Below are 20,184 nucleotides of genomic sequence, written 5' to 3'. Positions count from 1 at the left end.
GCTACGTTAAGGAGTCGTTCACTTTCGAAGAGTAATGAAAGTAGGGCTTCCGCGTGCCCGAACAGACCCGAACCCTCAGCCCGGACCTGCGTGACCTCGGTGCTCCCCCCACCGTTCGACCCCTGGTCAACGGCTACCAGGTCGCCCGCTGGGACACCCCGGCCGCGCTCACCGGGCCCGGTCGCCAGAGGATGCTGACGCTCCTGCGCGACCTGGCCGCCCGGTCCTTCGGCGCCGACCACTCCGACTACTGGCATACCCGGGTCGACTCCGGGTTCTTCGACCACATCTCCTGCCTGGCCCTGATCCTGGACCCGGCCGGCACTCCCGTGGGCTGGGGCGGCTACCACCGGCACCGTTTCGCCTCGCGCCGAGCCCTGTACCTGGACGCCGCGGGCGTGGTCCCCGCCCACCGCAGGTTCGGGCTCTCCAGCGCTCTGATGACCCACTTCCTGACCCGTGAGCTCATCGCCCGTCCCTGGGGCAACACCTACGTCGTCCTGCGCACCCGCCACCCGGCCGTCTACTCCGGTTGGCGCAAGGGGTTGGGGCGGACCCGTGTGCACCCCCGACGCGACCGACCCGTGCCCGCCATGATCGCCCGCATCGCCACCGACGCCGCCCACTGGCTCGGTGACGGTCCCCGCCTGGACCCGCGCACCCTGCTCGTGCGCGACGCCTACCGCATGTTCGAAGGTCGCGTCTACGGTGTCACCCCGCGTAGCGGCCACATCGACCTGGACACCTACTTCGCCGAACAGGTGGGGCCCAAGGACGCCGTGTTGATGGTGGTGCGCATGAGCGCCCTGCCCCTGGCCCGCATTCTGCTGGGCCGCTACCTGGGCGGCCCCTCCCCCGCCCCTACGGGTGGCCGGCCCCCACGTGGGGCGGTCCCGGTGAGGTCGACCGTTCAGGCCGCCCCCACCGGGGCCGGAGCCTCCGGACTCATCCCAGGGGAACGGCCTTGACCGTGGGTCGGGTGTAGGCCAGGGCGCCCATGTCACGGACCTGGTCCATGACCCCGGCCAGGCTCAGGCTCTCCGACCAAGGCATTCGTGGACTCTCCCGCTCCTTCGAGGCGATTCTGCGCGCGACCTCCTCGGCCTCGTACTCATAGCCGTTGGCGCGGAAGGGCCGGTGGAACCGTTCGGGTTCGTGACCATCCCGGTGCAAGACCAGGTCGGTTCCGGCCCAGAACCGTTCGATCTCAAGCCATCCACCCGTACCGGAGAGCACGGCCCGGCCCGGCAGGGCGGTACGCGAGGCGCATTCCACCGTGGCGCTCACCCCGTTCTCGCCACGCACCAACAAGGTCGTGTGCACGTCCACCATGCGATCCGGTGACAGCCGTCGGGTCGCCCCCACCACGGTCAGCTCTCCCAGGTATTGGGAGGCCAGCGCCAGCGGGTAGATCCCCAGGTCGAGTAGGGCACCACCGCCCAGGTCGGCGTTGAACAAGCGGTGATCGGGGTCGTAGGGGACGTTGATGCCGAAGTCCGCCGAGAGCGCGCCCAGCTCCCCGATGGCGCCCTCGGCCACCAGAGTGCGCGCCAACTCGTGCACGGGCAGGTAGCGCGTCCACATCGCCTCCATCAGGAAGCGGTCGTTGGTTTTCGCGGCGGCCACCATCTCGGTGACCTGCAGGGCGTTCATCGCCATCGGCTTTTCCACCAGCACGTGCTTGCCGGCGTGGAGCATCTGCAACGTGACCGTGTGGTGCCAGGGGTGGGGGGTGGCCACGTAGACCACGTCGACCTCGGGGTCCTCGGCCAATGACTCATAGCTCGCGTGGCGGTGGGGGATGTCCCAGGCGGCCCCGAACTCCTCGGCGCGTTCGGCGGTCCGGGAACCCACCGCCACGACCCTTGCGGAGGGGACGGCCCGCAGGCCCTCCAGGAAGGCGTGGGCGATGCCTCCGGTACCGACCACGCCCCAGCGTGGTCCACCGTTGTGTTGTGTCATGAAGACATCCTAAAAACACGGTCTTCTCCGGGACCAGGCGGGGAAGGTACTCGGTTTCCGTGTCCGGAAAACATACGGTGGCCGGGCAAGGAACGTGAACGGAGGAGGAATGTCGTCCACACTCGCCCAGAGGTTGGGGGTAGGGGCCGGAGACCGGTTGCTCGTCCTCAACGCGCCCGAACGCTATCTGCGTCTGCTGGAACCCCCGCCCGACGTCCACATCGACCTGGGGGTGATCGAGGGCGTGGACTACGATCACGTGCACCTGTTCGCCCTCGATCGGGGCACGGTGGACCGTGAGGGGCCGGCGGTGTCGAACCTGGTGGGACCCGCCACCCGGTGGTGGGTGTGCTTCCCCCAACGCGGCGGCACCATCATCACCGACCTGACCGTGGACAAGGGTTGGGACTCCCTCACCGACGCCGGGTGGCGCTCCACCGCCCAGGAGCCCATCGACTCGGACTGGGCGGCGTTGCGCTTCGAACGCGAAAGCTGAGGAGTGAGCCGCCCCTGGCCCGGGCCAGGGGCCCGGGCCTGCCGGGGCGCCGCGCGACAGGGAACGTATTCGCCGAACACGCCCTAGCGTCCCACCCGCACCGAACCGCTGGTGGTGTTCACCTCGATGCGGCTGTCGGACTCTGAAGCGGTGTCCACATCGAACTCACGGTCGCCGGAGGTGGACTCCCCACCGATCTCGTAGGTTCCCGCCGGCACCCTCGCCTCGACGCCGCCGCTGACGGTCTCCACCTCCATCAGTTCGAAGGGGGTGTCGGTGGTGACCTCCACTCCGCCGGAGGTGGTCTCGGCCTCCAAGGTGGTGAACCCGCCGCCCAGTTTCAGGGAGCCGCTCACCGACTCGGCCACGACCTCCTCAGCGGTGAAGTCCTCCACGTCCACGCTCCCGGAGGTGGTGGACACCTCCAACCGCTCTCCCTCACCGGTGGCCTCGATGTCACCGCTGACGTTGTGGGCCCGAACCGAACCGGTGACGTCGGACAGGGAGATCATGCCCGAGGTGGCCTCGGCATCGACCGACCCCTCATGGTCGAAGACCTCGATCGTCCCGCTGACGGAGTTCACCGACAGCTCCGATGCCAGGTCGCGCACCTCCACGTTCCCACTGTTGTTCTCCAAGGTGACCGTGACGTCCTCGGGCACCTGGATGGTGTAGTCGATGGAGCAGGTGGAAAAGAGCGGGAAGCCTCCGCAGCGGCCGTCGACGTCCAGGCTGTCACCGCCCTCGTCGACGCGCTCGGTCGGTTCGGACAGCGGCCCTCCCCGCAGGGTGCGTTCGACGACGATCTCGTCGCCCTCGGCGGCACCGACCTCGATGTGCCCACCGGTGTGGTTGTTCACGTTCAGCGTGCTCGCACCGCCGTAGGAGTCGGTCTTGTCGCTCTGATGGGCCACCACGTTGCCCAGCACGGACACCCCTGTGAGTACCACCAGGAGCACCACGAGCACTCCGCCCAGGAGCATCCACGGGCCCCATCGGAACCGCCTCGATTCCTTGCTGGACGAGGCGTACAGACCCCGTGCCCTGAAAGTCACGTCGTTCTCCTTCCGGAAGGCGCGGCCCTCCTTGGTGTGGTCGGTCAGTCCCGGGCCGAACCGCGCAGGTAGCGCAGCACCGCCAGGACCCTGCGGTGGTCGTGGTCGTCCCGGCCCAGGTCGAGCTTGAGGAAGATGGAGCGGATGTGTTTCTCCACCGCCCGTTCGGTGATGGTGAGCCGGTCGGCGATGCCCGCGTTGTTGATCCCCTCGGCCATCACCTCCAGCACCTCGGTCTCGCGCGGGGTGAGCCGCTCCAAGGAGCGGTCACGGTTGCCGCTGAGCAACTGGGACACCACCTCGGGGTCGATCGCGGCCCCGCCGTCGGCCACCCGGCGCAGCACCTCGGTGAACTCCTCGATGTCGGCCACCCGGTCCTTGAGCAGGTAACCGACCTTGAAGGCGCCCGCTCCGAGCAGGTCCGCGGCGTAGCGGCTGACCACGTGCTGGGACAGCAACAACACCGCCACCTCCGGATGGGAGCGACGGATCCTCACCGCGGCCTGGATGCCCTCCTCTGAGTAGGTGGGCGGCATACGAATGTCCACCAGACACAGGTCCACGTCGGGGTGGGTCTCGACCGCGCCGATGAGCGCATCGGCGTCGCCCACCGAGGCCACCACCTCCACCCCGGCGTCCTCCAACAGCCGGGCCATCCCACTGCGCAGCAGCACCGAGTCCTCGGCGATGATCACCCGGGGCCCACTTCGCTCGATCTGTGCGGTGCTCACGGTCAGGCCTCCCATGGGATGTGTGCGGTCAGGACGGTTCCTCCGCCCTGGGGGCTGTGCACGGTCAGGACCCCATCGACGGCGTCCACCCGGTCCCACAACCCGTACAGGCCGGTACCCGCCTCGGGGTCGGCGCCGCCCACGCCGTCGTCGGTGACGGTCAGACGCAGGGAATCACCGTGTCGATCCGCGATCCGCTCCAGCGCCACCCGAACCTGTCCGGCGCGGGCGTGCTTGGCGACGTTGGTCAGCGCTTCGCTGACCACGTAGTAGGCGACCCCCTCCGCGCGCGGGGAGGGACGCTCCTCAAGTTCCAGGTCGAGCCGGACCGGTACGGGTGAGCGGCCCGCGGCCACCGGCAGGGCGGCGCCAAGACCGTGGTCGGTCAGCACCCGCGGATGCAGCCCCCGGGCCACCTGGCGCAACTCGGTCATGACCTCCTTGGACTCGCGCTGGGCCTCGGTGATGAGCTCGCGCGCCCCCTCGGGGTCCCGGGCCAGCCGGGTGCGGGCCCGGGTGAGGGTCAACGTCAAGGCCAGCAGGCGCTGTTGGGCACCGTCGTGCAGGTCGCGTTCGATGCGTCGACGCTCGGCCTCGGCCACGTCGACCATGCGTTGGCGGCTGTCCTGGACGTGCAGCAGACGGCGCCGCATGCGTACCTCGGGTGCGTCGAAGAGCAGGGTGCGCAGCAGCAGGACCTCGGAGGAGACCACCATGCGTGCGATACGCAGACCCACCAGGACCGCCACCGGGCCCAACAACACCAACCCGAGGGGGCCGAGCAGGTCGACCGGGGTGGCGCCACGCGCCAACACGTACACGATCCCGAACAGGGAACCCAACGCCGCGGCTCCCCCGCACACCACCAGCACCGCCACCAGTCCACCGGCCAGGAGACCGTGTAGCCCGGCGACGGTGCTGTAGACCACCATCGACCACGCCTCACGGCCGAACACGGTGGCCAGGCCGCGCGCCCAGCGGCCGGAATCGGCCAGTGGGTCGGGTGGTCTGGTCTCCACGATGCCGAACACGTTGGCCAGTCGGGAGCGCTGGGTGTAGCAGGCCAGCCGGGACAGCACGATGGCCATGACGGGGAAGACCACCATGAACAGCACGATGTCCACCAGCAGGTGGCCCGGGGCGAGTTCCAGGGGGAAGCCGCCCAGGGGAACGTAGAGCCGCAACCCCAGCCAGGTCGCCGAGGTCACCAACAACACCGCCGGGACCAGGTAGAACACCGCCAGGGCCAGGGAGGTCATCAGGTGTAGGACCTCGACCAGGCGGACCCGCCAGGTGTCGCTCCGGGTCTCATGGAGGAAGGGCACGGTGATGGCGGCACCCGGCCTCGCCGTGATGCCCGTACCCGTCTGCTCCGTCCCCGCGCCGCTCACAGAGACCAATCTAGATTCGCGGACCCCCGCGGCACGAGGTCAGCAGCACGAGAGTGGCGGGTGGTGCCAGCACTACCCGGTCGGGTGCGGGACCATACCCAGGGCATCGCCGTCGGGTCGGCGGGCTGTGGTGGGGGGAAGGGGAACGTGTGGGGCGCGAGCGCGACATCGCCGGGGACGTCGAGGGGCCGGCTTCCCTCTTGGCCCCGGTCCTTGAGGACATCGCCGGGATCAACATGTTCTTCGCGTTGGAGACGCGCGGCCCCGAACAGGGGTGGGTGGCGGCGCTGGGCGGTGGATTGTCCCCAAAGCTCCTGACGGCGGAGGTGGAGGCCGTACGGAGCCGACTGGCCGCGCCCTTCGGCGGCGGGGCCGAGGACGTGGAGTGGCGGGTGGGCGCCTCCCTGTTCCACCAGGGCCTGGCCTCACGGGTGCTGTCCCCGGTACTGGCGGCGGCCCTGTACCACGGGGTGCGCCTGGACCCGTGGCGGCTGTTCGTGCGCCCGGGCGGACCGATGGTCGTGCGCACCACCCAAACCGGGGCACGCCCCCTGGCCTCCCCGGTTCCACAGGAGATCGCCCGGGGCCCGGTCGAGGAAACGGTGACGGGTCTGGAAGGGGTCGCCGCCGCGCTGGGAGGGGTGGGCGGTATCGCTCCGGGCCTGTTGCGCGGCAACACCGCGGCGGCGCTGGCCGGCGCCGCCCTCTCCCTGGGCAGGGCCCGCCCCGAACACCACGAAAGCGCCGAACAGGTGGTGCGCACACTGCTGTCCAGGCCCTGCCTGAAGGGCACCGGAACCTACACCGGGACGAAGGAGCAGGGACGTGCGGGTTTCCGACGCACCACCTGTTGCCTGTACTACCGTCTCCCCGAGGGCGGGCTGTGCGGAGACTGCGCCTTGCGGCCCTGACCGGCGCCTTGACACCTTCGACGCCACGACGAGGCTGAGACGGCTCTCTTTGGGCACCAATGGGATGTGACCTCTGCGAGCGGCGGCCCCGGTGATTCCCCCCGACCCCGGCCGAACCGCGACAACCTGTGGGGACCCCTGGCCTGCGCGGCGGCGTCCGCCGTACTCGCCCCCGTCCTGGCCCTGTGCCTGCTGATGGTGCCGGCCCTGTTCGCCTTCGCCGGGGTCACCCGGGGACTGGGCGAGGTGTGGCCGTTGGCGCTCGCGGTGGCCGCCATCGCCTTCCTACTGCTGTGGGGCTACAGCCGGTTGCTGCGTTTCCTGGGGGAGGACTTCCCCTGGCCGGTGGCGGTGGCGAGCCTGGCGCTCGGGGTCGTCCTGGGCATGCTCTACCGCCCCGGTTCGCTGGGCTACACCGACTGGATCCAGGTCCCCACGGTGCTGTGGGCCTTCCTGGTGGTGTGGCTGCGCCTGACCGGACGGATCCGATGGCGGCGCACCACCCCGACCGAAGCCGCCTGAACCACGGAGCTTCCCCAAACCGCCCTTCCATCGCCGATCAGGGGTGGTTGGGGGTAACGTCGGGGTGGTTCAGGGATGTTCGGGGAGGTTGGTGTGGCCCAGCAGTACTACTCGGTGGATCAGGTCGCGGAGCTGTTGGGCCTGCACGTGAAGACCGTGCGTGCCTACGTGCGCCAAGGACGACTGGCGGCCACGCGGATCGGTAAGCAGTATCGGATCCACCGCAAGGACCTGACCGAGTTCACCGGCGGCGAGCCCGAACAGGACGGGACCGGTGAGGGTGGTCCCCGGGTGGAGGTCTCCACGGTCCTGCAGGTGGAGGACGTGGACCGCGCGATGGCCGATCGGATCAGCACCCTGGTCACCTCCTCCACCACCGGGGCCTCGGGAGGCGGAATCCCGGCCCAGTCCCAGGTGGTGTACGACCCCGAACGGGCCCGGCTACGTGTGGTCCTGGTGGGCGGCTTGGAGGAGACGGGCAGGATGCTGGACTTCGTCCGCGCCCTGGTCGGGCAGGACCACACCTGACCATCTTCAGGAGACCTGAAGGGGTGTGGAACCACCCCCGGAGTTGCGACGAAGGACGGCACGCGATGGCTCGTTACACCCATGGCCAACATCCCACGGTCACAGGCTCCTACCTTTGGCGCGACGCCGAGAACTCCGCCGCTTACGCGCTGGCCGAGATGCTCCCGGGGCGTTCCCTGTTGGACGTGGGCTGTGGGCCGGGAAGCATCACCTTGGACCTGGCCCGACGTGTGGCGCCCGGGCCGGTCACCGCCTTGGACGCCTCCGCCGAGGCCGTCGAACAGGCCCGAGCCTTGGCCGAGAAGGAGGACGTGACCGGCATCGACTTCCGTGTCGGCGACGTCCACGACCTGGCTCTGCCCGACGACTCCTTCGACGTGGTCCACGCCCACCAGGTCCTACAGCACGTGGCCGACCCGGTGCGGGCCCTGGCCGAGATGGGCAGGGTGACCCGCCCGGGTGGGGTCGTGGCGGCCTGTGACAGCGACTATTCGGGGATGTACTGGTATCCGTTGCTGCCCGAACTGGACGCGTGGATGGACCTGTACCAGGCGGTGGCGCGCGCCAACGGCGGCGAGCCCGAGGCCGGTCGGCGCATGCACGCCTGGGCGCGCGCGGCCGGTTTCGAGGACATCACCTACGTGTCCGAGGTGTGGAACCACTCGGCCCCCGACCGTCGCACCTGGTGGGGACACATGTGGTCACGGCGGATCCTGGAGTCGGATCTGGCCCGCCAGGCCGTGGACGAGGGGTTCGCCACCCGCACCGACCTGGAGGAGATCTCCCGGGGGTGGAGGCGCTGGAGCGAGCACCCCGACGGGGTGTTCGTCGTCCCCCGCGGCGCCGTCCTGTGCCGGGTGTCCGAGGGGACCTTCGGCGGCCCGACCCGGGCGTAGTGGCCCGGTGCGGGGCACACATGAACGACCCGTGTTCTTCCAACACATCTGGGAAGGTGCCCATGCACGCCACGGACCTGGACGTCGCCCGGATCGAAGAGGCCACGCGCCTGATCGACCCGGTCTTCCTGAACAGCCCGCAGTTCTTCGAGGAACAGCTGTGCTCGGTGCTCGGGCGGCGGGTGCTCACCAAGGTCGAGACCCTCAACCCGCTGCGCAGCTTCAAGGGCCGCGGGGTCGACCTGCTCGCCCGTGAGTTCTCCCCCGGCACCGAGCTGGTGTGCTCCTCCACTGGAAATTTCGGGCAGGCCATGGGTTACGCCGCCGCCCGGCACGGCATGAGCGCGCACGTGTTCGTTCCGTCGGGCACCAACCCGGTGAAGATGAGGCGGATGGTCGCGCTGGGCGCGTACGTGCACGAGATCGAGGGCGACCGGTTCAAGCATGAGGCCCGACGGTTCGCCGACCGGGACCCGAACCGGGTGTTCGTCGAGGACGGAGAGCACCCCAGGGTGGCCGAGGGGGCGGGCACCATCGGGGTGGAACTGCTGGAGGTCGAGGGCATGGACACGATCGTGCTGCCGGTGGGCGACGGCGCACTGATCACCGGGGTGGCACGGTGGACCAAGGAGCACGCCCCGCACATCCGCGTCGTGGGGGTGTGCGCCACGGGCGCGGCGAGCATGGTCGACAGCTGGAAGGCCGGGCGAGCGGTGTCCACCGAGGTAGCCGACACCTTCGCCGAGGGCATCGCCATCAACCGACCCATCGCCGCCTCGGTGGAGCGCATGAGGGCATTGGTCGACGACATGGTGGTGGTGGACGACGTCGACATGCTCGACGCGATGCGCCTGGTGTTGGAGACCGTCGGTGTGCTGCCCGAACCCGCGGGCGCGGCCGGGATCGCCGCCCTTCGGGTGCACGATCTGCCGGGTGCGACGGTGGCGACCGTGATCACCGGAGCCAACGTCCCCACGGCCCTGCTCCCCGACGTTCTCGCCCACGACACGGGTCCCTCTCAGCCGGTGTCGTAGGAAAGAGGGCGAGTCGGACATGCTCGCGGGCGGGCGAACGGGTACGACACCTTGGAGGAATGCCGGCCGCGCCCCTCGGCGGCGAGATAGCGTCGAGGAAGCGCCGTCGCGGGCGCCGTCGTCCCCACCGGAGGAAGCATGTCCGACCTGCCGATCGGTTACTGGCTCAAACACCTGGACCGGCTCATCGAGAGCGACCTGGACCGGGTGCTGGCGGCGGACTCGCTGGGGCGCCGCCAGTGGCAGGTGCTCAGCTCACTGCACCGCGAACCCGCCACCCTGTTGGAACTGGACCAGCGCCTCCTGCCGTTCCTGGAGGAGGGCGAGGACGGCGTGGGGCCGGTGGTGGAGGCGTTGCGGCGGCGCGGTTGGGTCAGCGGCCTGGTCTCTGTGGAACTCACCGAGGAGGGCACACGCGCCCACGACGCGTTGTTGGAACGTGTTCAGGGCACTCGGGCCCGGCTGATCGCCGGGATCAGTGATCAGGAGTACCGGGCCACCGTCGACGTGCTGGAGCGGATGTCGGCCAACCTGGAACAGGGCTGAGCCCGTTCCAGGGGTCGGCTCACAGCGGTAGTTCGCGGGTGAGCTCGACGAAGGCCAGGTCGTCGCGCCTGGGCAGCCCGAACTCCTCGTGCCCGTAGGGGAAGGGTTCGATCTTGCCGGTGCGGGTGTAGCCGCGCCGTTCGTACCAGGCGATGAGCTCGGGGCGCTGCTTGAGCACCTTCATCCGCATCAGCCGGCTGCCCCACTCGCGCACGGCCATCTGCTCGGCCGCGGCCAGTACGGTCCGACCCAGGCCGGCGCCCTGAAGGTCCGGGCGGACCGAGAACATCCCGAAGTAGGCCCCGTTGACCCCGCGCTGCAGTTCACAGCAGGTGATGACCCCTTCCCGGGTCTCCCCCACCAGGACCAGGGTGTTGCTGCGGGCGAGCAGTTCGCCCATGCCTTGGGCGTCCATCCGCTGACCGTCGAGCAGGTCGGCCTCGGTGGTCCAACCCTGCTGGGGACCCTTACCGCGATAGCAGGAGTTGACCAGATCGACCAGGGCGGGCACGTCGGCCTGCGTCGCGGACCGAAAGTCGATGCGGCCCGCCGCGGTGGACGCGTCCTGGGCGTTCGGAATGGTCGTCACGCGCACTTCCCCCTCGTGTCCGTTCCGTCCCACAGTATGCCTCTCGTCACGGTGCGGTGCCCACTCGGTTCCCCTCCCCGGCCGGTGGACGGACGGATTCGATGTGGGCCAGAAAGGACCGTAGGCGGGCGAGGGCCGTCCGCGGATCGATCTGCTCGGGGTTGGTCATCAACTGCAGGGACAGCCCGTCGATGAAGGTGTGCAGGAACTCCGACCAGCTCTCCAACCAGGGGTCGGGGTGCACCAGGCCGGGGTCCTCAGGGGGTTCGATTCCGCCCAGGGCGGCGACCAGCCGTCGGTAGAGCCGGCGCTGTTGGTGCCAGCGGTGTTCGATCTTGGGGTCGAGGTAGTCGGGGTCGCCGGTGGCCTGCCAGGCCCGGTACTCGGCCCGTCGAGCCTGGTCCAGGGGCAGCATCTGTTCGACGAAGCCCATTACCCGGTCCACCAGGGACATCTCGGGGTCGAGGGCGTGCGCGTGCTCGGTCATGCGCTCGGTGACCCGCTCCTCGGACAGGTCGATCGCGTAGGTGAGCAGCTCTTCACGGGTCTGGAAGTAGTGGCGCAGGGCGCCGGTGGACAGGCCCGCCTCGGCCGCGACGCTGCGGATGGAGACCGCCTGTGGTCCGGACTCGGCGATCACCCGCCACAGGGCCTCGGCCAGGGCGCGGCGGCGTTCTTCATGGTCGACGATCTTCGGCACCCTTCCTTTTTAGCACACCTGTGTTATTTTATTTAGCACAGACGTGTGAAAAAGGAGGACGCATGCCGCCCCTGGACGTACTCATACCGGTCGCCGGCCTGGCGCTGCTGGACACCCTGAGCCCCACCACCCTGGGAGTCTCACTCTTCGTGCTGCTCAGCGGCGCCCGCGACATCGCCAGGCCGCTCTTCGCCTACCTGGGCACGGTCGCCCTGTTCTACTTCGTGCTGGGCTGCGCGATCATGCTCGGTCTGGGAGCCGCGCTGTCCCACCTGTCGCACCTGACCGACAGCCCCGCGACGGGCTGGGTCATGGTGGTCCTTGGCGGAGCCCTGTTCGCCTACTCCTGGGTGATGCCCACCAAGAAACGCGCCCCGCGCCGCCCCGCCACCCTGCGCACCACCACCATGATCGGCCTGGGCCTGGCCACCGGCCTGTTGGAGGCCGGTACCGCCTTCCCCTACCTGGGCGCGATCGGCGTCATGGGCACCGCCGGACTCACCGCCACCACCTGGGTGCCGATGCTGGCCGGCTACAACCTGATGATGGTGCTGCCGCCCGTTCTGCTCTACGTGGGCCACCGGCTCTTCGGTGAGCGCCTGCGCCCGCGCCTGGACCGCTGGCGCGAGAAGATCGATTCCGGCTCCCGGGAGGCGATGTCCTGGATCATCGGCATCGTCGGTGTGATCCTGGTGCTCAACGGCCTGCAGTTGATCGGCTTGGACGACCTGCTCAGCACCCGATGACCGTGTGGAGGGGACCCACCGCAACCGCCGGGGCGCCCACGCCCGGTGGTACCGGCCCCACCACGCTTACTCACCCTGACCACCCTGACACCGAGCGCCGCCGCGCGTAGCGTCGAGACCATGAGAACGCCCCCCTTCGTGCGCATGGTCCGTAACACCCGCTACCTGCTACTGGGCCTGCCCCTGGCGGTGGTCTCCTTCAGCCTGGTCCTGACCGGTCTCGTCGCCGGCGCCGGCACCTCGGTGCTCTTCGTGGGGCTGTTCCTGCTCTCGGGCACCCTGCTCCTGGCCCGGGGACCGGCGCACCTGGAACGCCTGCGCCTGTCCGACCTGCACGGACGAGCCGTGGTGCGCCTGCCCTACCGCCCGGCCCCCGCGGACGCCGGCCCCATACGCCGCCTGCTCAACCCCATGACCTGCGCGCGCAGTTGGATGGACGTCCTGCACGCGATCGTGGGCCTGCCCCTGGCCCTGGTCGGGTTCGTCCTGGCGGTGCTGTGGTGGTCCCTGGCCCTGGGCGGCCTGCTCTACCCGCTCTGGGGTTGGTCGCTCCACCTCATCCCCGGCTACACCGACGTGGGCAGCCACCTGCTTCCGGACAACCCGGCGTTGGCCACCCTGGTGGTGTACATGATCGGCGGCGCCCTGTTCGCCCTCACCCTGCCGATGGCACTACGCGTCCTGGCCGGGATCAACTCGGCCCTGGCCCGGATGTTGCTGCTGGCCCCCGAAGAGATCAGCGCACGCGTGCTCACCACCGGGAACACCATCGTCCCGACCCCTGAAGTGCCCGATCGGGAACGCCACTACGTCTCGCTGCGCTGACCCCGCCGGTGTGCCCCGGCTCTCGGGGCCGGCCACCAAGGCGGAGGTCCTTCGGGGGCACCGCTGAACCCCGTGGTGATCCGGTCTCGTACCCGAAGAGATCAACGCCCCTCGTGGGACCGCTTCCATATGGTCCCGGGCCGACCTCCGGGGCGAGTGTCGCCATGAGCGCAGCCCAGGTCCGGGTTTCGTGCCACACCGATGACTTCGTCGAGCCGGTCACGCACGGAGAGCAGGTCGGTGATCCGCTGCTCGATGAGCGCGCGTTCGTCCACCAACCGCTCCAACAGGGCAGGGGAGGTCTCGGTCTCACCCGAGTCCACGCACGGCAGTACCTCTCGGACGGTGGCACTCGTCAGGCCCGCGGCGTACAGCCGTTGAATCAACCTGACGCGTTCGACGGCGGATTCGGGATACCTCCGCTGGCCACCGGCGGTGCGGTCGGCGAGGAGCAGACGCTGTTCCTCGTAGTAGCGCAGGGCCCTCACGCTCACCCCCGACTGCTCGGCGACCTCACCGATCCGCACCTGTCCTCCTCCGGCCGAGAGACGGTCCCGGCTCGCCGATTTGCACCTCACGTCAACGTCAGGTTCTAGGGTAACGGCGATCGAACGAACACCTCGTCGAGGACCATCAAGGTAAGGCGGACATCATGCGCGCAGCACGCTTCCACGAATACGGCGGAGCGAAGAACCTGGTGATCGAGCAGGCCCTCGACCCCCACCCTGGCCCCGGAGAGATCCGTGTCCGTGTCGCGGCGGCCGGCGTCAACCCCATCGACTGGAAGCTGCGCACCGGCGCCCTGCACGAGGTGTTTCCCCTGGAGCTGCCCGCCATTCCCGGGCGTGAGGCCGCCGGGGTGGTCGACGAGATCGGTGACGGAGTGCGAAAGGTGAGCATCGGCGACCGCGTCTTCGGGCTGGGCGGTGTCACCGGAGCGACCGCCGAGTCGGTCGTCTTCTCGGCCTGGGCCCACACCCCCGCCACCTGGACCGATGAGCAGGCCGCCGGAGCCGCTCTGGCCTCCGTGACCGCGATGCGTGGACTGAACCCGCTCGGCTCCCTCCCGGGGCGAACCCTTCTCATCGAGGGTGCCGCCGGAGGCGTGGGCAGTGCGGCGGTCGAAATCGCCGCGGCACGAGGCGCCACCGTGGTCGGGACGGCGAGCGAACGCAACCACGAGTTCCTCACCTCTCTCGGTGCGATTCCCACCACCTACGGCCCCGGCCTCGCGCAGCGCCTCACCGCTCTCGCCCCGCGCGGCGTCGACATCGCGCTCGACACCGCGGCCTCCGGCTCACTGGAGGACCTCGTCGCGATCACGGGCGACCCGACTCGCGTCGCCACGGTCGCCGACCACGCGGGCGGGCAGCGTCTGGGCACGCACGTGGTCAACGCCGAGAACGATTCCGATCTCCTGTCCGCGGCCGCGGAACTGGGTCGGCAAGGCCACTACACACCCCGCATCGAACAGAGCTATCCCCTGAAGGCGATCGCCGACGCCCACGCGCGCGCCGAGCGCGGACGCACACGCGGAAAGATCGTCATCCTCTTCTGAGGGGGCAACGTCCCGGCTCAGGCGCGCAGGAACCCCAACACCGGTTCGGTCTGTTCCAGGACGGCGTGGCCCACACCGGGCAGCACTCGCACCTGGGCCTTCGGCGCCAGGGCACGCATGCGGCGGGCGGTACCGGCCGAATCGAACATCCGGTCCCGCCCGCCCACGATCACCGACACCGGCATGCTCAGGGCACGTAGTCCCTGGTCGGTGAAGATCGGTAGTCGCTCGGTGCGAGGCCGGAACCCGGAGAAGTTGTCCAGCACCGCTTCCAGCATCGTCCGGCCCGCGGGACCGTCCAGTCCCGTCAGGTAGCTGGTGGCGGCCACCCTGCCACGCCGACCGAACAGCATCAGCAGCCCGGCCCCCAGGATCCGCCATCGGCGCTGTGTGCCCACTCCTCCGGGGCAGACCACCACCAGCCGCGAGACACGTCCCGGGCGGCGGATCGCGTAGTCCAACGCCGTCCACCCGCCCAGCGACATCCCCGCCAGGGCCACACGCTCCAGGCCCAGCCCGGAGAGCACGTCGTCGAGCCACAGCGCGCTCGACTCCGTGGCCAGGTCCGGGCGGGAGGGGGGCACTCAGCCCGGGTTCGCCGACCAGGTCCACCGCATGCACCCGAAAGTGCTCCGACCAGGCCGCGATGTCCGCGCGCCAGGTGGTGGCGTTGGCCCCCGATCCGTGTAGCAGTACCAGTGGCGGTGCCTGTTCGGGTCCGGTGACCAGGACGAAGGTCTGACCCTCCCGGGTGGGCAGGTGGCACCGCTCGGCCGGTACCGGCCACCGCTCCAGTTCCTGTTCGTATCGGTCCCGGATCCTTCGGGCCGTCTCTTCGTTGCGGTAGATCTTCTCCACTCGGACTCCCCTGTCCATCCTGAAACGACCCTAATCCTCCCTTAGTAAAGAAGTAAAGGGAATGATGAGGAACGCCACGTGCATAGATTGACCTCAATCAATGTTGAGGTTCTACGGTTCAGGGAAGCCCGAACCCACGACCGATCGGCGGACCCATGAGCATGGAAATGGCCGCGTGGAACTCCATCTACCACGCGATGCACGCCAAGGAGGACCAGCGGCCCTTCTCCTTGCCCGTCCTACGTAGGATCGCCGGCTTCGCCCGCCCCCACGCCCGCCCGCTCATCTGGTTCCTGATCCTGAGCGTGGTCACCGCCGCCTTGGCCGTGGCCACACCACTACTGGCCGGACGCGTGGTCAACGCCATCATCGATGGTGGCGCCCTGCGCCCCGTCCTGCTCCTGGCCGGTCTCATCGCCGCCATCGCCGTCGCCGAGGCCGTCCTGGCCCTCATCGTGCGTTGGCTCTCCTCCCGCGTGGGCGAAGGACTCATCCTGGACCTGCGCACCACCGTCTACGACCACGTCCAACGCATGCCGGTCGCCTTCTTCACCCGCACCCGTACCGGAGCGCTGGTCAGTCGCCTCAACAACGACGTCATCGGCGCCCAACGCGCCTTCAGCGACGTGCTCTCCGGGGTGATGAGCAACCTGGTCACCCTCATCCTGGCCCTGGCCGTGATGATCACCCTGTCCTGGCAGATCACCCTGCTGTCGCTGCTGTTGCTGCCCGTCTTCGTCATCCCCGCCCGCCGCATGGGCGCCCGCCTGGCCAGGATCGAACGCGAACGCGCCCTGCACAACTCCGCCATGGGCACCCAGATGACCGAACGCTTCTCCGCGCCCGGCGCCACCCTGATCAAGCTCTTCGGGCGCCCCGCCGACGAGTCCGCGGAGTTCGCCCGCCGTGCCTCCCGGGTTCGCGACATCGGCGTGCGCACCGCCATGGTCCAAGAGGTCTTCTTCACCGCCCTGACCCTGGTCTCGGCCATCGCCCTGGCCCTGGTCTACGGGCTGGGCGGCTTCTACGCGCTCAGCGGTCGTCTGGACGCCGGAACCGTGGTGTCCATGGGCATGCTCCTGACCCGTCTGTACGCACCCCTCACCGCACTGGCCGGCGCCCGCGTGGAGGTCATGAGCGCCCTGGTCAGCTTCAGCCGTGTCTTCGAGGTACTCGACCTCAAACCGCTGGTGGACGAAAAGCCCGACGCCCGACCCCTGCCGGCCGGCCCGGTCTCCCTGGAGTTCGACGACGTCACCTTCGCCTACCCCACCGCCGACAAGGTCTCCCTGGCCTCCCTGGAGGAGGTCGCCACCTTGGATCCGGCCGATCACGGGCCCGTCCTGCACGGGGTGTCCTTCCACGTCGAACCCGGTCAGACCGTGGCACTGGTCGGCTCCTCCGGCGCGGGCAAGTCCACCATCGCCCAACTAACCCCGCGCCTGTACGACGTGGACACCGGTTCGGTACGCCTGGGAGACACCGACGTACGCGACCTGACCTTCGATTCCATCCGCGCCACCCTGGGCATGGTCACCCAGGACGGGCACCTGTTCCACGAGTCCATCCGCGTCAACCTCACCCTGGGCGCACCGCAGGCCACCGAGGAACAGGTCTGGGACGCCCTGCGCCGCGCACGACTGGACACCCTCGTCGCCGCCCTGCCCGACGGTCTGGACACGGTGGTGGGCGAGCGCGGCTACCGCTTCTCCGGTGGTGAACGCCAACGCCTGACCATCGCCCGACTACTACTGACCGACCCCGAGATCGTCATCCTCGACGAGGCCACCTCGGCGCTGGACTCCACCTCCGAGGCCGCGGTCCAGGCCGCCCTGAGCGAGGCCCTGCGTGGGCGCACCGCCCTGGTGATCGCCCACCGGTTGTCCACCATCCGCGCCGCCGACGCGATCCTGGTGGTGGAGGCCGGCCGGATCACGGAACGGGGAACCCACACCGAGCTGCTCGCCCGCGGTGGTCGCTACAGCGAGCTGTACCGCACCCAGTTCGCCCAGGAAACCGCCTCCGCCGACGACGGCGACCCCGTGCACGTGGCGGGCTGAGCCCCGCCGCCTCCGACCCCGTCCCCCGGTGGCGCCACACCGGGGGACGGATCACCCTTTCCACCGTCCAAAGGCATCGAGGTCCCTGCTTCCGGACGGTCGCGGTCCAGGAGCAGAAAGAGGAAGTTCCTCTTCACCTCGGAGGTGGTGGGCCAAGGTGTGACACCTTGGCCCTCACTCCGCCGTTGTACCGCGCGGGTACGACATTTCCCCGAGCCCGCCGAGGTCAGATCCGCTTGATCACCCTGGCGGGGTTGCCGACGGCGACCACACCGGCGGGCAGGTCCCGGGTGACCACCGCTCCGGCACCCACCACGCTGTTGTCGCCGATGGTCACACCGGGGCAGACGATCACGCCACCGCCCAGCCACACGTTCTCACCGATGGTGATGGGCTCGGCGGACTCCCAGCCGGCCTTGCGCTCGGCGGGATCGAGAGGGTGGGTGGGGGTGAGCAGTTGGACGTTGGGGCCCATCTGGGTGTGGGCGCCGATCCGGATCGGCGCCACGTCCAGCATCACCGCGCCGAAGTTGACGAACACCCCCTCGCCCAGGGTGATGCGGTGGCCGTAGTCCACGTACAGGGGCGGGCGCACGGCGGCGTTCTCACCCACTTCGCCGAGCAGGTCGCCCAACGCCTTGACACGCCCCTCATGGTCGTCGGACGCGGTGGAGTTGAAGACGTCCATGAGCTTGTGGCACCGGACGGCCTCGGCCGCCAACTCGGCGTCGACCCGGTAGGGCTCACCGGCGAGCATTCGTTCCTTGGCGCTGGTCACAGCGGTCCTTTCCGTGGCTGAAAACTCCGTCGAGCCTAACGCCACGCTCTGCGACAATGCCCATCATGCGATCCCCCACCCCCACGGTCCTGGTGAGCGGAGCCACCGGCGGCATCGGCGCCGCCCTGGTCGACGAACTCCTGCGACGCGAACGCCACGTGGTGGCGATGGGCCGTGACCTGGACCGTCTGGCCGACCTGGCCCGAACCCGGACGGGTGTGCGGACCGTGCTCGCCGATCTCGAACACCCTCAGACCCTGGCCGAGACGCTGGAGCCGCTGACCGAGGAGATCGGGGAGCTGTCGGCCTTCGTGCACTGCGCGGGACTCTCCCCGGTGGCGTCGGTGGCCGACTCCCCCGCCGCCCTGTGGAACCGGGTGCTGGCGGTCAACCTGATCGCCGCCGCCGAACTCGTCCGCCTCGTGCTGCCCGCCTTGCGCACCGCCAAGGGCCACGTGGTGCTGGTCAACGCCGCCCCCGGCCTACACGGGGTGCCGCGCTGGTCGGCCTTCGCCGCGAGCAAGGCGGGGCTGAGCGAGCTGGCCGGCGCCTTGCGCGCCGAGGAGGCCCAACACGGGGTGCGGGTCACCTCTGTCCACCCCGGAGGGACCGCCACCGAAACCCTGCGACGGGTGCGCGCGGACTTCGATCGGCCCTACGACCCTGAGGCCTGTATTCGCCCCACCACCTTGGCCGGGGCGATCGCGGACGTGCTGGATCTGCCCCGCGACGCGCTGGTCACCGAGCTGCACCTGCGCCCGGGTCCCTGAACCGGTACGGGGCCGCCTCGTCCGCTCGGTGCGGATGAGACGGCCCTTTCATTCCATTTTCCCGCGTAGCGGGACAAAGGCAGCCGAACCGCCGCTAGGCGGTCCGGCGTCCACCACAGGACACAGAAAGTAGACCTGTGTCGCCTGTATACTACTCTCGTGTCTGTGACTCGCAAGGTTCGCCGGTTCTCCGGTGGCGTGTACGACCTCGGACTCCACGTCGTGTGGTGTTCGAAGTACCGCCGACCGGTACTCGCTGGACGCGTGGCACAGCGCCTAGAGGAACTGATCAGGTCCAAGGCGAATGAACGCGGTTGGGAGATCATCGCAGTTGAGGTGATGCCCGACCACGTGCACCTGTTCGTCAAGCACGACCCCAAGACATCGGCGTCATACGTCGCCAACCAGTTCAAGGGGTACACATCGCGCGTTCTGCGTGAGGAGTTCCCCCACTTGAGGTCGAAGCTGCCCACCCTGTGGTCGTCGTCGTACTTCGCCGCGTCCGTGGGAGCCGTCAGCGCTGACACGGTGCGGCGGTACATCGACACCCAGTGGGAACGCCCGTGGAAGAAGGGAGACGGTACGTGATCCGCGCGTACAAGTTCCTTCTTCGCCCTACCAAGCGCCAACAGGCATCTCTCACGCAGATGCTGCGCAGCCACTGCGCTTTGTACAACGGAGCATTGCAGGAACGCCGCGACGCCTACGCCCACCCTTCGAGGACGAAGATCAAGTACGGCGACCAGTCGGCTCAGCTCAAAGAGATCCGCGCGTTTGATCCCGAGCGGCAGGGGCGATGGTCCTTCTCCTCCCAGCAAGCCACGTTGCGGCGCCTGGACAAGGCCTTTCAGGCGTTCTTCAGGCGGGTGAGGGCCGGTCACGAGCCCGGGTATCCCCGGTTCCGTGGAGTGGGCCGGTTTGACACGGTGGTCTTTCCCAAGGACGGCGACGGCTGCCGGTGGGACTCCACACCCCAAGACGCGGTGACCCGTGTGCGGTTCCAGGGTGTGGGGCATGTGCGTGTCCACCAGCACCGCCCGGTCAAGGGGCGTGTGAAAACGGTCAGCGTCAAGCGCGAGGGCGGACGGTGGTTCGTGGTTTTGGCCTGCGACCAGGTGCCGGCCGAACCCTTAGAGCCGACCGGGCACGTGGCCGGTATCGACATGGGTGTGGCTTCCTTCCTTACCACGAGCGAGGGTGAGCACGTTGACAATCCCCGGTTCCTCGC

Annotated in this window: 24 protein-coding genes; 15 read left to right on the top strand and 9 right to left on the bottom strand. The window is 69.2% G+C overall.

The window, feature by feature from the left end; all coding sequences use genetic code 11:
- Window positions 1-53: 53 nt before the first annotated feature.
- Window positions 54-968 carry a GNAT family N-acetyltransferase gene (locus ACWGKS_RS06905; protein WP_358512659.1) on the top strand — a complete coding sequence of 305 codons (915 nt, stop codon included), beginning with the start codon at window positions 54-56 and terminating at the stop codon, window positions 966-968.
- Here the strand turns inward: ACWGKS_RS06905 and ACWGKS_RS06900 are convergent.
- Window positions 946-1,962, bottom strand: coding sequence for a Gfo/Idh/MocA family protein (locus ACWGKS_RS06900; RefSeq protein ID WP_358512656.1), 1,017 nt, complete (start codon window positions 1,960-1,962; stop codon window positions 946-948). The two genes, ACWGKS_RS06905 and ACWGKS_RS06900, sit on opposite strands and share 23 nt — an antisense overlap.
- Window positions 1,963-2,071: 109 nt before the next feature.
- Here ACWGKS_RS06900 and ACWGKS_RS06895 point away from each other — a divergent pair, with 109 nt between their 5' ends.
- On the top strand, window positions 2,072-2,458 hold the full coding sequence (locus ACWGKS_RS06895; protein WP_358512653.1) for a hypothetical protein: 387 nt from the start codon (window positions 2,072-2,074) through the stop codon (window positions 2,456-2,458).
- A gap of 83 nt (window positions 2,459-2,541) precedes the next feature.
- Here the strand turns inward: ACWGKS_RS06895 and ACWGKS_RS06890 are convergent, their stop codons facing one another.
- From ACWGKS_RS06890 to ACWGKS_RS06880, 3 genes are read right to left on the bottom strand one after another with little or no spacing between them, the layout of a single operon-like run.
- Window positions 2,542-3,513: a DUF4097 family beta strand repeat-containing protein gene (locus ACWGKS_RS06890; protein ID WP_358512650.1), complete on the bottom strand. Its 972-nt coding sequence runs from the start codon at window positions 3,511-3,513 to the stop codon at window positions 2,542-2,544.
- A gap of 44 nt (window positions 3,514-3,557) precedes the next feature.
- A complete protein-coding gene (locus ACWGKS_RS06885) occupies window positions 3,558-4,259 on the bottom strand; it encodes a response regulator transcription factor (protein ID WP_358512647.1) in 702 nt (233 codons plus the stop codon).
- A complete protein-coding gene (locus tag ACWGKS_RS06880) occupies window positions 4,247-5,503 on the bottom strand; it encodes a sensor histidine kinase (protein WP_358512755.1) in 1,257 nt (418 codons plus the stop codon). The genes ACWGKS_RS06885 and ACWGKS_RS06880 overlap by 13 nt, the downstream gene beginning before the upstream one ends.
- A gap of 281 nt (window positions 5,504-5,784) precedes the next feature.
- On the opposite strand from ACWGKS_RS06880, the gene ACWGKS_RS06875 reads away from it, so the two are divergent.
- The 6 genes from ACWGKS_RS06875 (at window position 5,785) to ACWGKS_RS06850 (ending at window position 10,072) form a co-directional block, all read left to right on the top strand.
- On the top strand, window positions 5,785-6,546 hold the full coding sequence (locus ACWGKS_RS06875; protein ID WP_358512644.1) for a (2Fe-2S)-binding protein: 762 nt from the start codon (window positions 5,785-5,787) through the stop codon (window positions 6,544-6,546).
- A 66-nt stretch (window positions 6,547-6,612) separates the two neighbouring features.
- Window positions 6,613-7,068, top strand: coding sequence for a hypothetical protein (locus ACWGKS_RS06870; protein WP_358512641.1), 456 nt, complete (start codon window positions 6,613-6,615; stop codon window positions 7,066-7,068).
- Between the two features lie 93 nt (window positions 7,069-7,161).
- Complete coding sequence (locus ACWGKS_RS06865) at window positions 7,162-7,596, top strand: helix-turn-helix domain-containing protein (RefSeq protein ID WP_358512638.1); 435 nt, start codon at window positions 7,162-7,164, stop codon at window positions 7,594-7,596.
- Window positions 7,597-7,661: 65 nt separating this feature from the next.
- Window positions 7,662-8,492, top strand: coding sequence for a class I SAM-dependent methyltransferase (locus ACWGKS_RS06860; RefSeq protein ID WP_358512635.1), 831 nt, complete (start codon window positions 7,662-7,664; stop codon window positions 8,490-8,492).
- Between the two features lie 62 nt (window positions 8,493-8,554).
- Window positions 8,555-9,526, top strand: a complete 972-nt coding sequence (locus ACWGKS_RS06855) for a threonine ammonia-lyase (protein ID WP_358512632.1) — start codon at window positions 8,555-8,557, stop codon at window positions 9,524-9,526.
- A gap of 138 nt (window positions 9,527-9,664) precedes the next feature.
- Window positions 9,665-10,072: a MarR family winged helix-turn-helix transcriptional regulator gene (locus ACWGKS_RS06850; RefSeq protein WP_358512629.1), complete on the top strand. Its 408-nt coding sequence runs from the start codon at window positions 9,665-9,667 to the stop codon at window positions 10,070-10,072.
- 19 nt (window positions 10,073-10,091) lie between these two features.
- Here ACWGKS_RS06850 and ACWGKS_RS06845 read toward each other — a convergent pair whose 3' ends face one another.
- The gene (locus ACWGKS_RS06845) at window positions 10,092-10,661 is read right to left on the bottom strand and encodes a GNAT family N-acetyltransferase (protein ID WP_358512626.1); all 570 of its coding nucleotides are present in this window, start codon (window positions 10,659-10,661) and stop codon (window positions 10,092-10,094) included.
- A gap of 46 nt (window positions 10,662-10,707) precedes the next feature.
- Window positions 10,708-11,361 (bottom strand): TetR/AcrR family transcriptional regulator, encoded by a 654-nt coding sequence (locus ACWGKS_RS06840; RefSeq protein WP_358512623.1) that lies wholly within the window; start codon window positions 11,359-11,361, stop codon window positions 10,708-10,710.
- A gap of 62 nt (window positions 11,362-11,423) precedes the next feature.
- On the opposite strand from ACWGKS_RS06840, the gene ACWGKS_RS06835 reads away from it, so the two are divergent.
- Entirely contained in the window at window positions 11,424-12,107 is a 684-nt protein-coding gene (locus tag ACWGKS_RS06835; protein WP_358512620.1) for a GAP family protein, read from the top strand.
- Between the two features lie 120 nt (window positions 12,108-12,227).
- Window positions 12,228-12,932, top strand: coding sequence for a sensor domain-containing protein (locus ACWGKS_RS06830; protein ID WP_358512617.1), 705 nt, complete (start codon window positions 12,228-12,230; stop codon window positions 12,930-12,932).
- A 101-nt stretch (window positions 12,933-13,033) separates the two neighbouring features.
- On the opposite strand, the gene ACWGKS_RS06825 is transcribed toward ACWGKS_RS06830, so the two are convergent.
- Window positions 13,034-13,459 (bottom strand): MerR family transcriptional regulator, encoded by a 426-nt coding sequence (locus ACWGKS_RS06825; RefSeq protein ID WP_358512614.1) that lies wholly within the window; start codon window positions 13,457-13,459, stop codon window positions 13,034-13,036.
- A gap of 125 nt (window positions 13,460-13,584) precedes the next feature.
- Between ACWGKS_RS06825 and ACWGKS_RS06820 the strand changes: the two genes are divergently transcribed.
- Window positions 13,585-14,490, top strand: a complete 906-nt coding sequence (locus ACWGKS_RS06820; protein WP_358512611.1) for an NADP-dependent oxidoreductase — start codon at window positions 13,585-13,587, stop codon at window positions 14,488-14,490.
- A gap of 17 nt (window positions 14,491-14,507) precedes the next feature.
- On the opposite strand, the gene ACWGKS_RS06815 is transcribed toward ACWGKS_RS06820, so the two are convergent.
- Window positions 14,508-15,074, bottom strand: coding sequence for an alpha/beta fold hydrolase (locus ACWGKS_RS06815; RefSeq protein ID WP_452522016.1), 567 nt, complete (start codon window positions 15,072-15,074; stop codon window positions 14,508-14,510).
- A gap of 429 nt (window positions 15,075-15,503) precedes the next feature.
- Here ACWGKS_RS06815 and ACWGKS_RS06810 point away from each other — a divergent pair, with 429 nt between their 5' ends.
- A complete protein-coding gene (locus tag ACWGKS_RS06810; protein WP_358512605.1) occupies window positions 15,504-17,408 on the top strand; it encodes an ABC transporter ATP-binding protein in 1,905 nt (634 codons plus the stop codon).
- Window positions 17,409-17,634: 226 nt separating this feature from the next.
- On the opposite strand, the gene ACWGKS_RS06805 is transcribed toward ACWGKS_RS06810, so the two are convergent.
- Window positions 17,635-18,165: a sugar O-acetyltransferase gene (locus tag ACWGKS_RS06805; RefSeq protein ID WP_358512752.1), complete on the bottom strand. Its 531-nt coding sequence runs from the start codon at window positions 18,163-18,165 to the stop codon at window positions 17,635-17,637.
- An 86-nt stretch (window positions 18,166-18,251) separates the two neighbouring features.
- Here ACWGKS_RS06805 and ACWGKS_RS06800 point away from each other — a divergent pair, with 86 nt between their 5' ends.
- The 3 genes from ACWGKS_RS06800 to ACWGKS_RS06790 form a co-directional block, all read left to right on the top strand.
- On the top strand, window positions 18,252-18,956 hold the full coding sequence (locus ACWGKS_RS06800; RefSeq protein WP_358512602.1) for an SDR family NAD(P)-dependent oxidoreductase: 705 nt from the start codon (window positions 18,252-18,254) through the stop codon (window positions 18,954-18,956).
- A 165-nt stretch (window positions 18,957-19,121) separates the two neighbouring features.
- Window positions 19,122-19,544: an IS200/IS605 family transposase gene (tnpA, locus tag ACWGKS_RS06795; protein ID WP_452522014.1), complete on the top strand. Its 423-nt coding sequence runs from the start codon at window positions 19,122-19,124 to the stop codon at window positions 19,542-19,544.
- Window positions 19,541-20,184, top strand: a 644-nt coding sequence (locus tag ACWGKS_RS06790) for an RNA-guided endonuclease InsQ/TnpB family protein (RefSeq protein ID WP_452522012.1), incomplete at its 3' end; no start/stop codon positions are given. The genes tnpA and ACWGKS_RS06790, both read left to right, overlap by 4 nt.

This window comes from Nocardiopsis sp. NPDC055879 (assembly GCF_053615935.1).
This window is presented reverse-complemented; position numbering and strand designations above follow the sequence as displayed.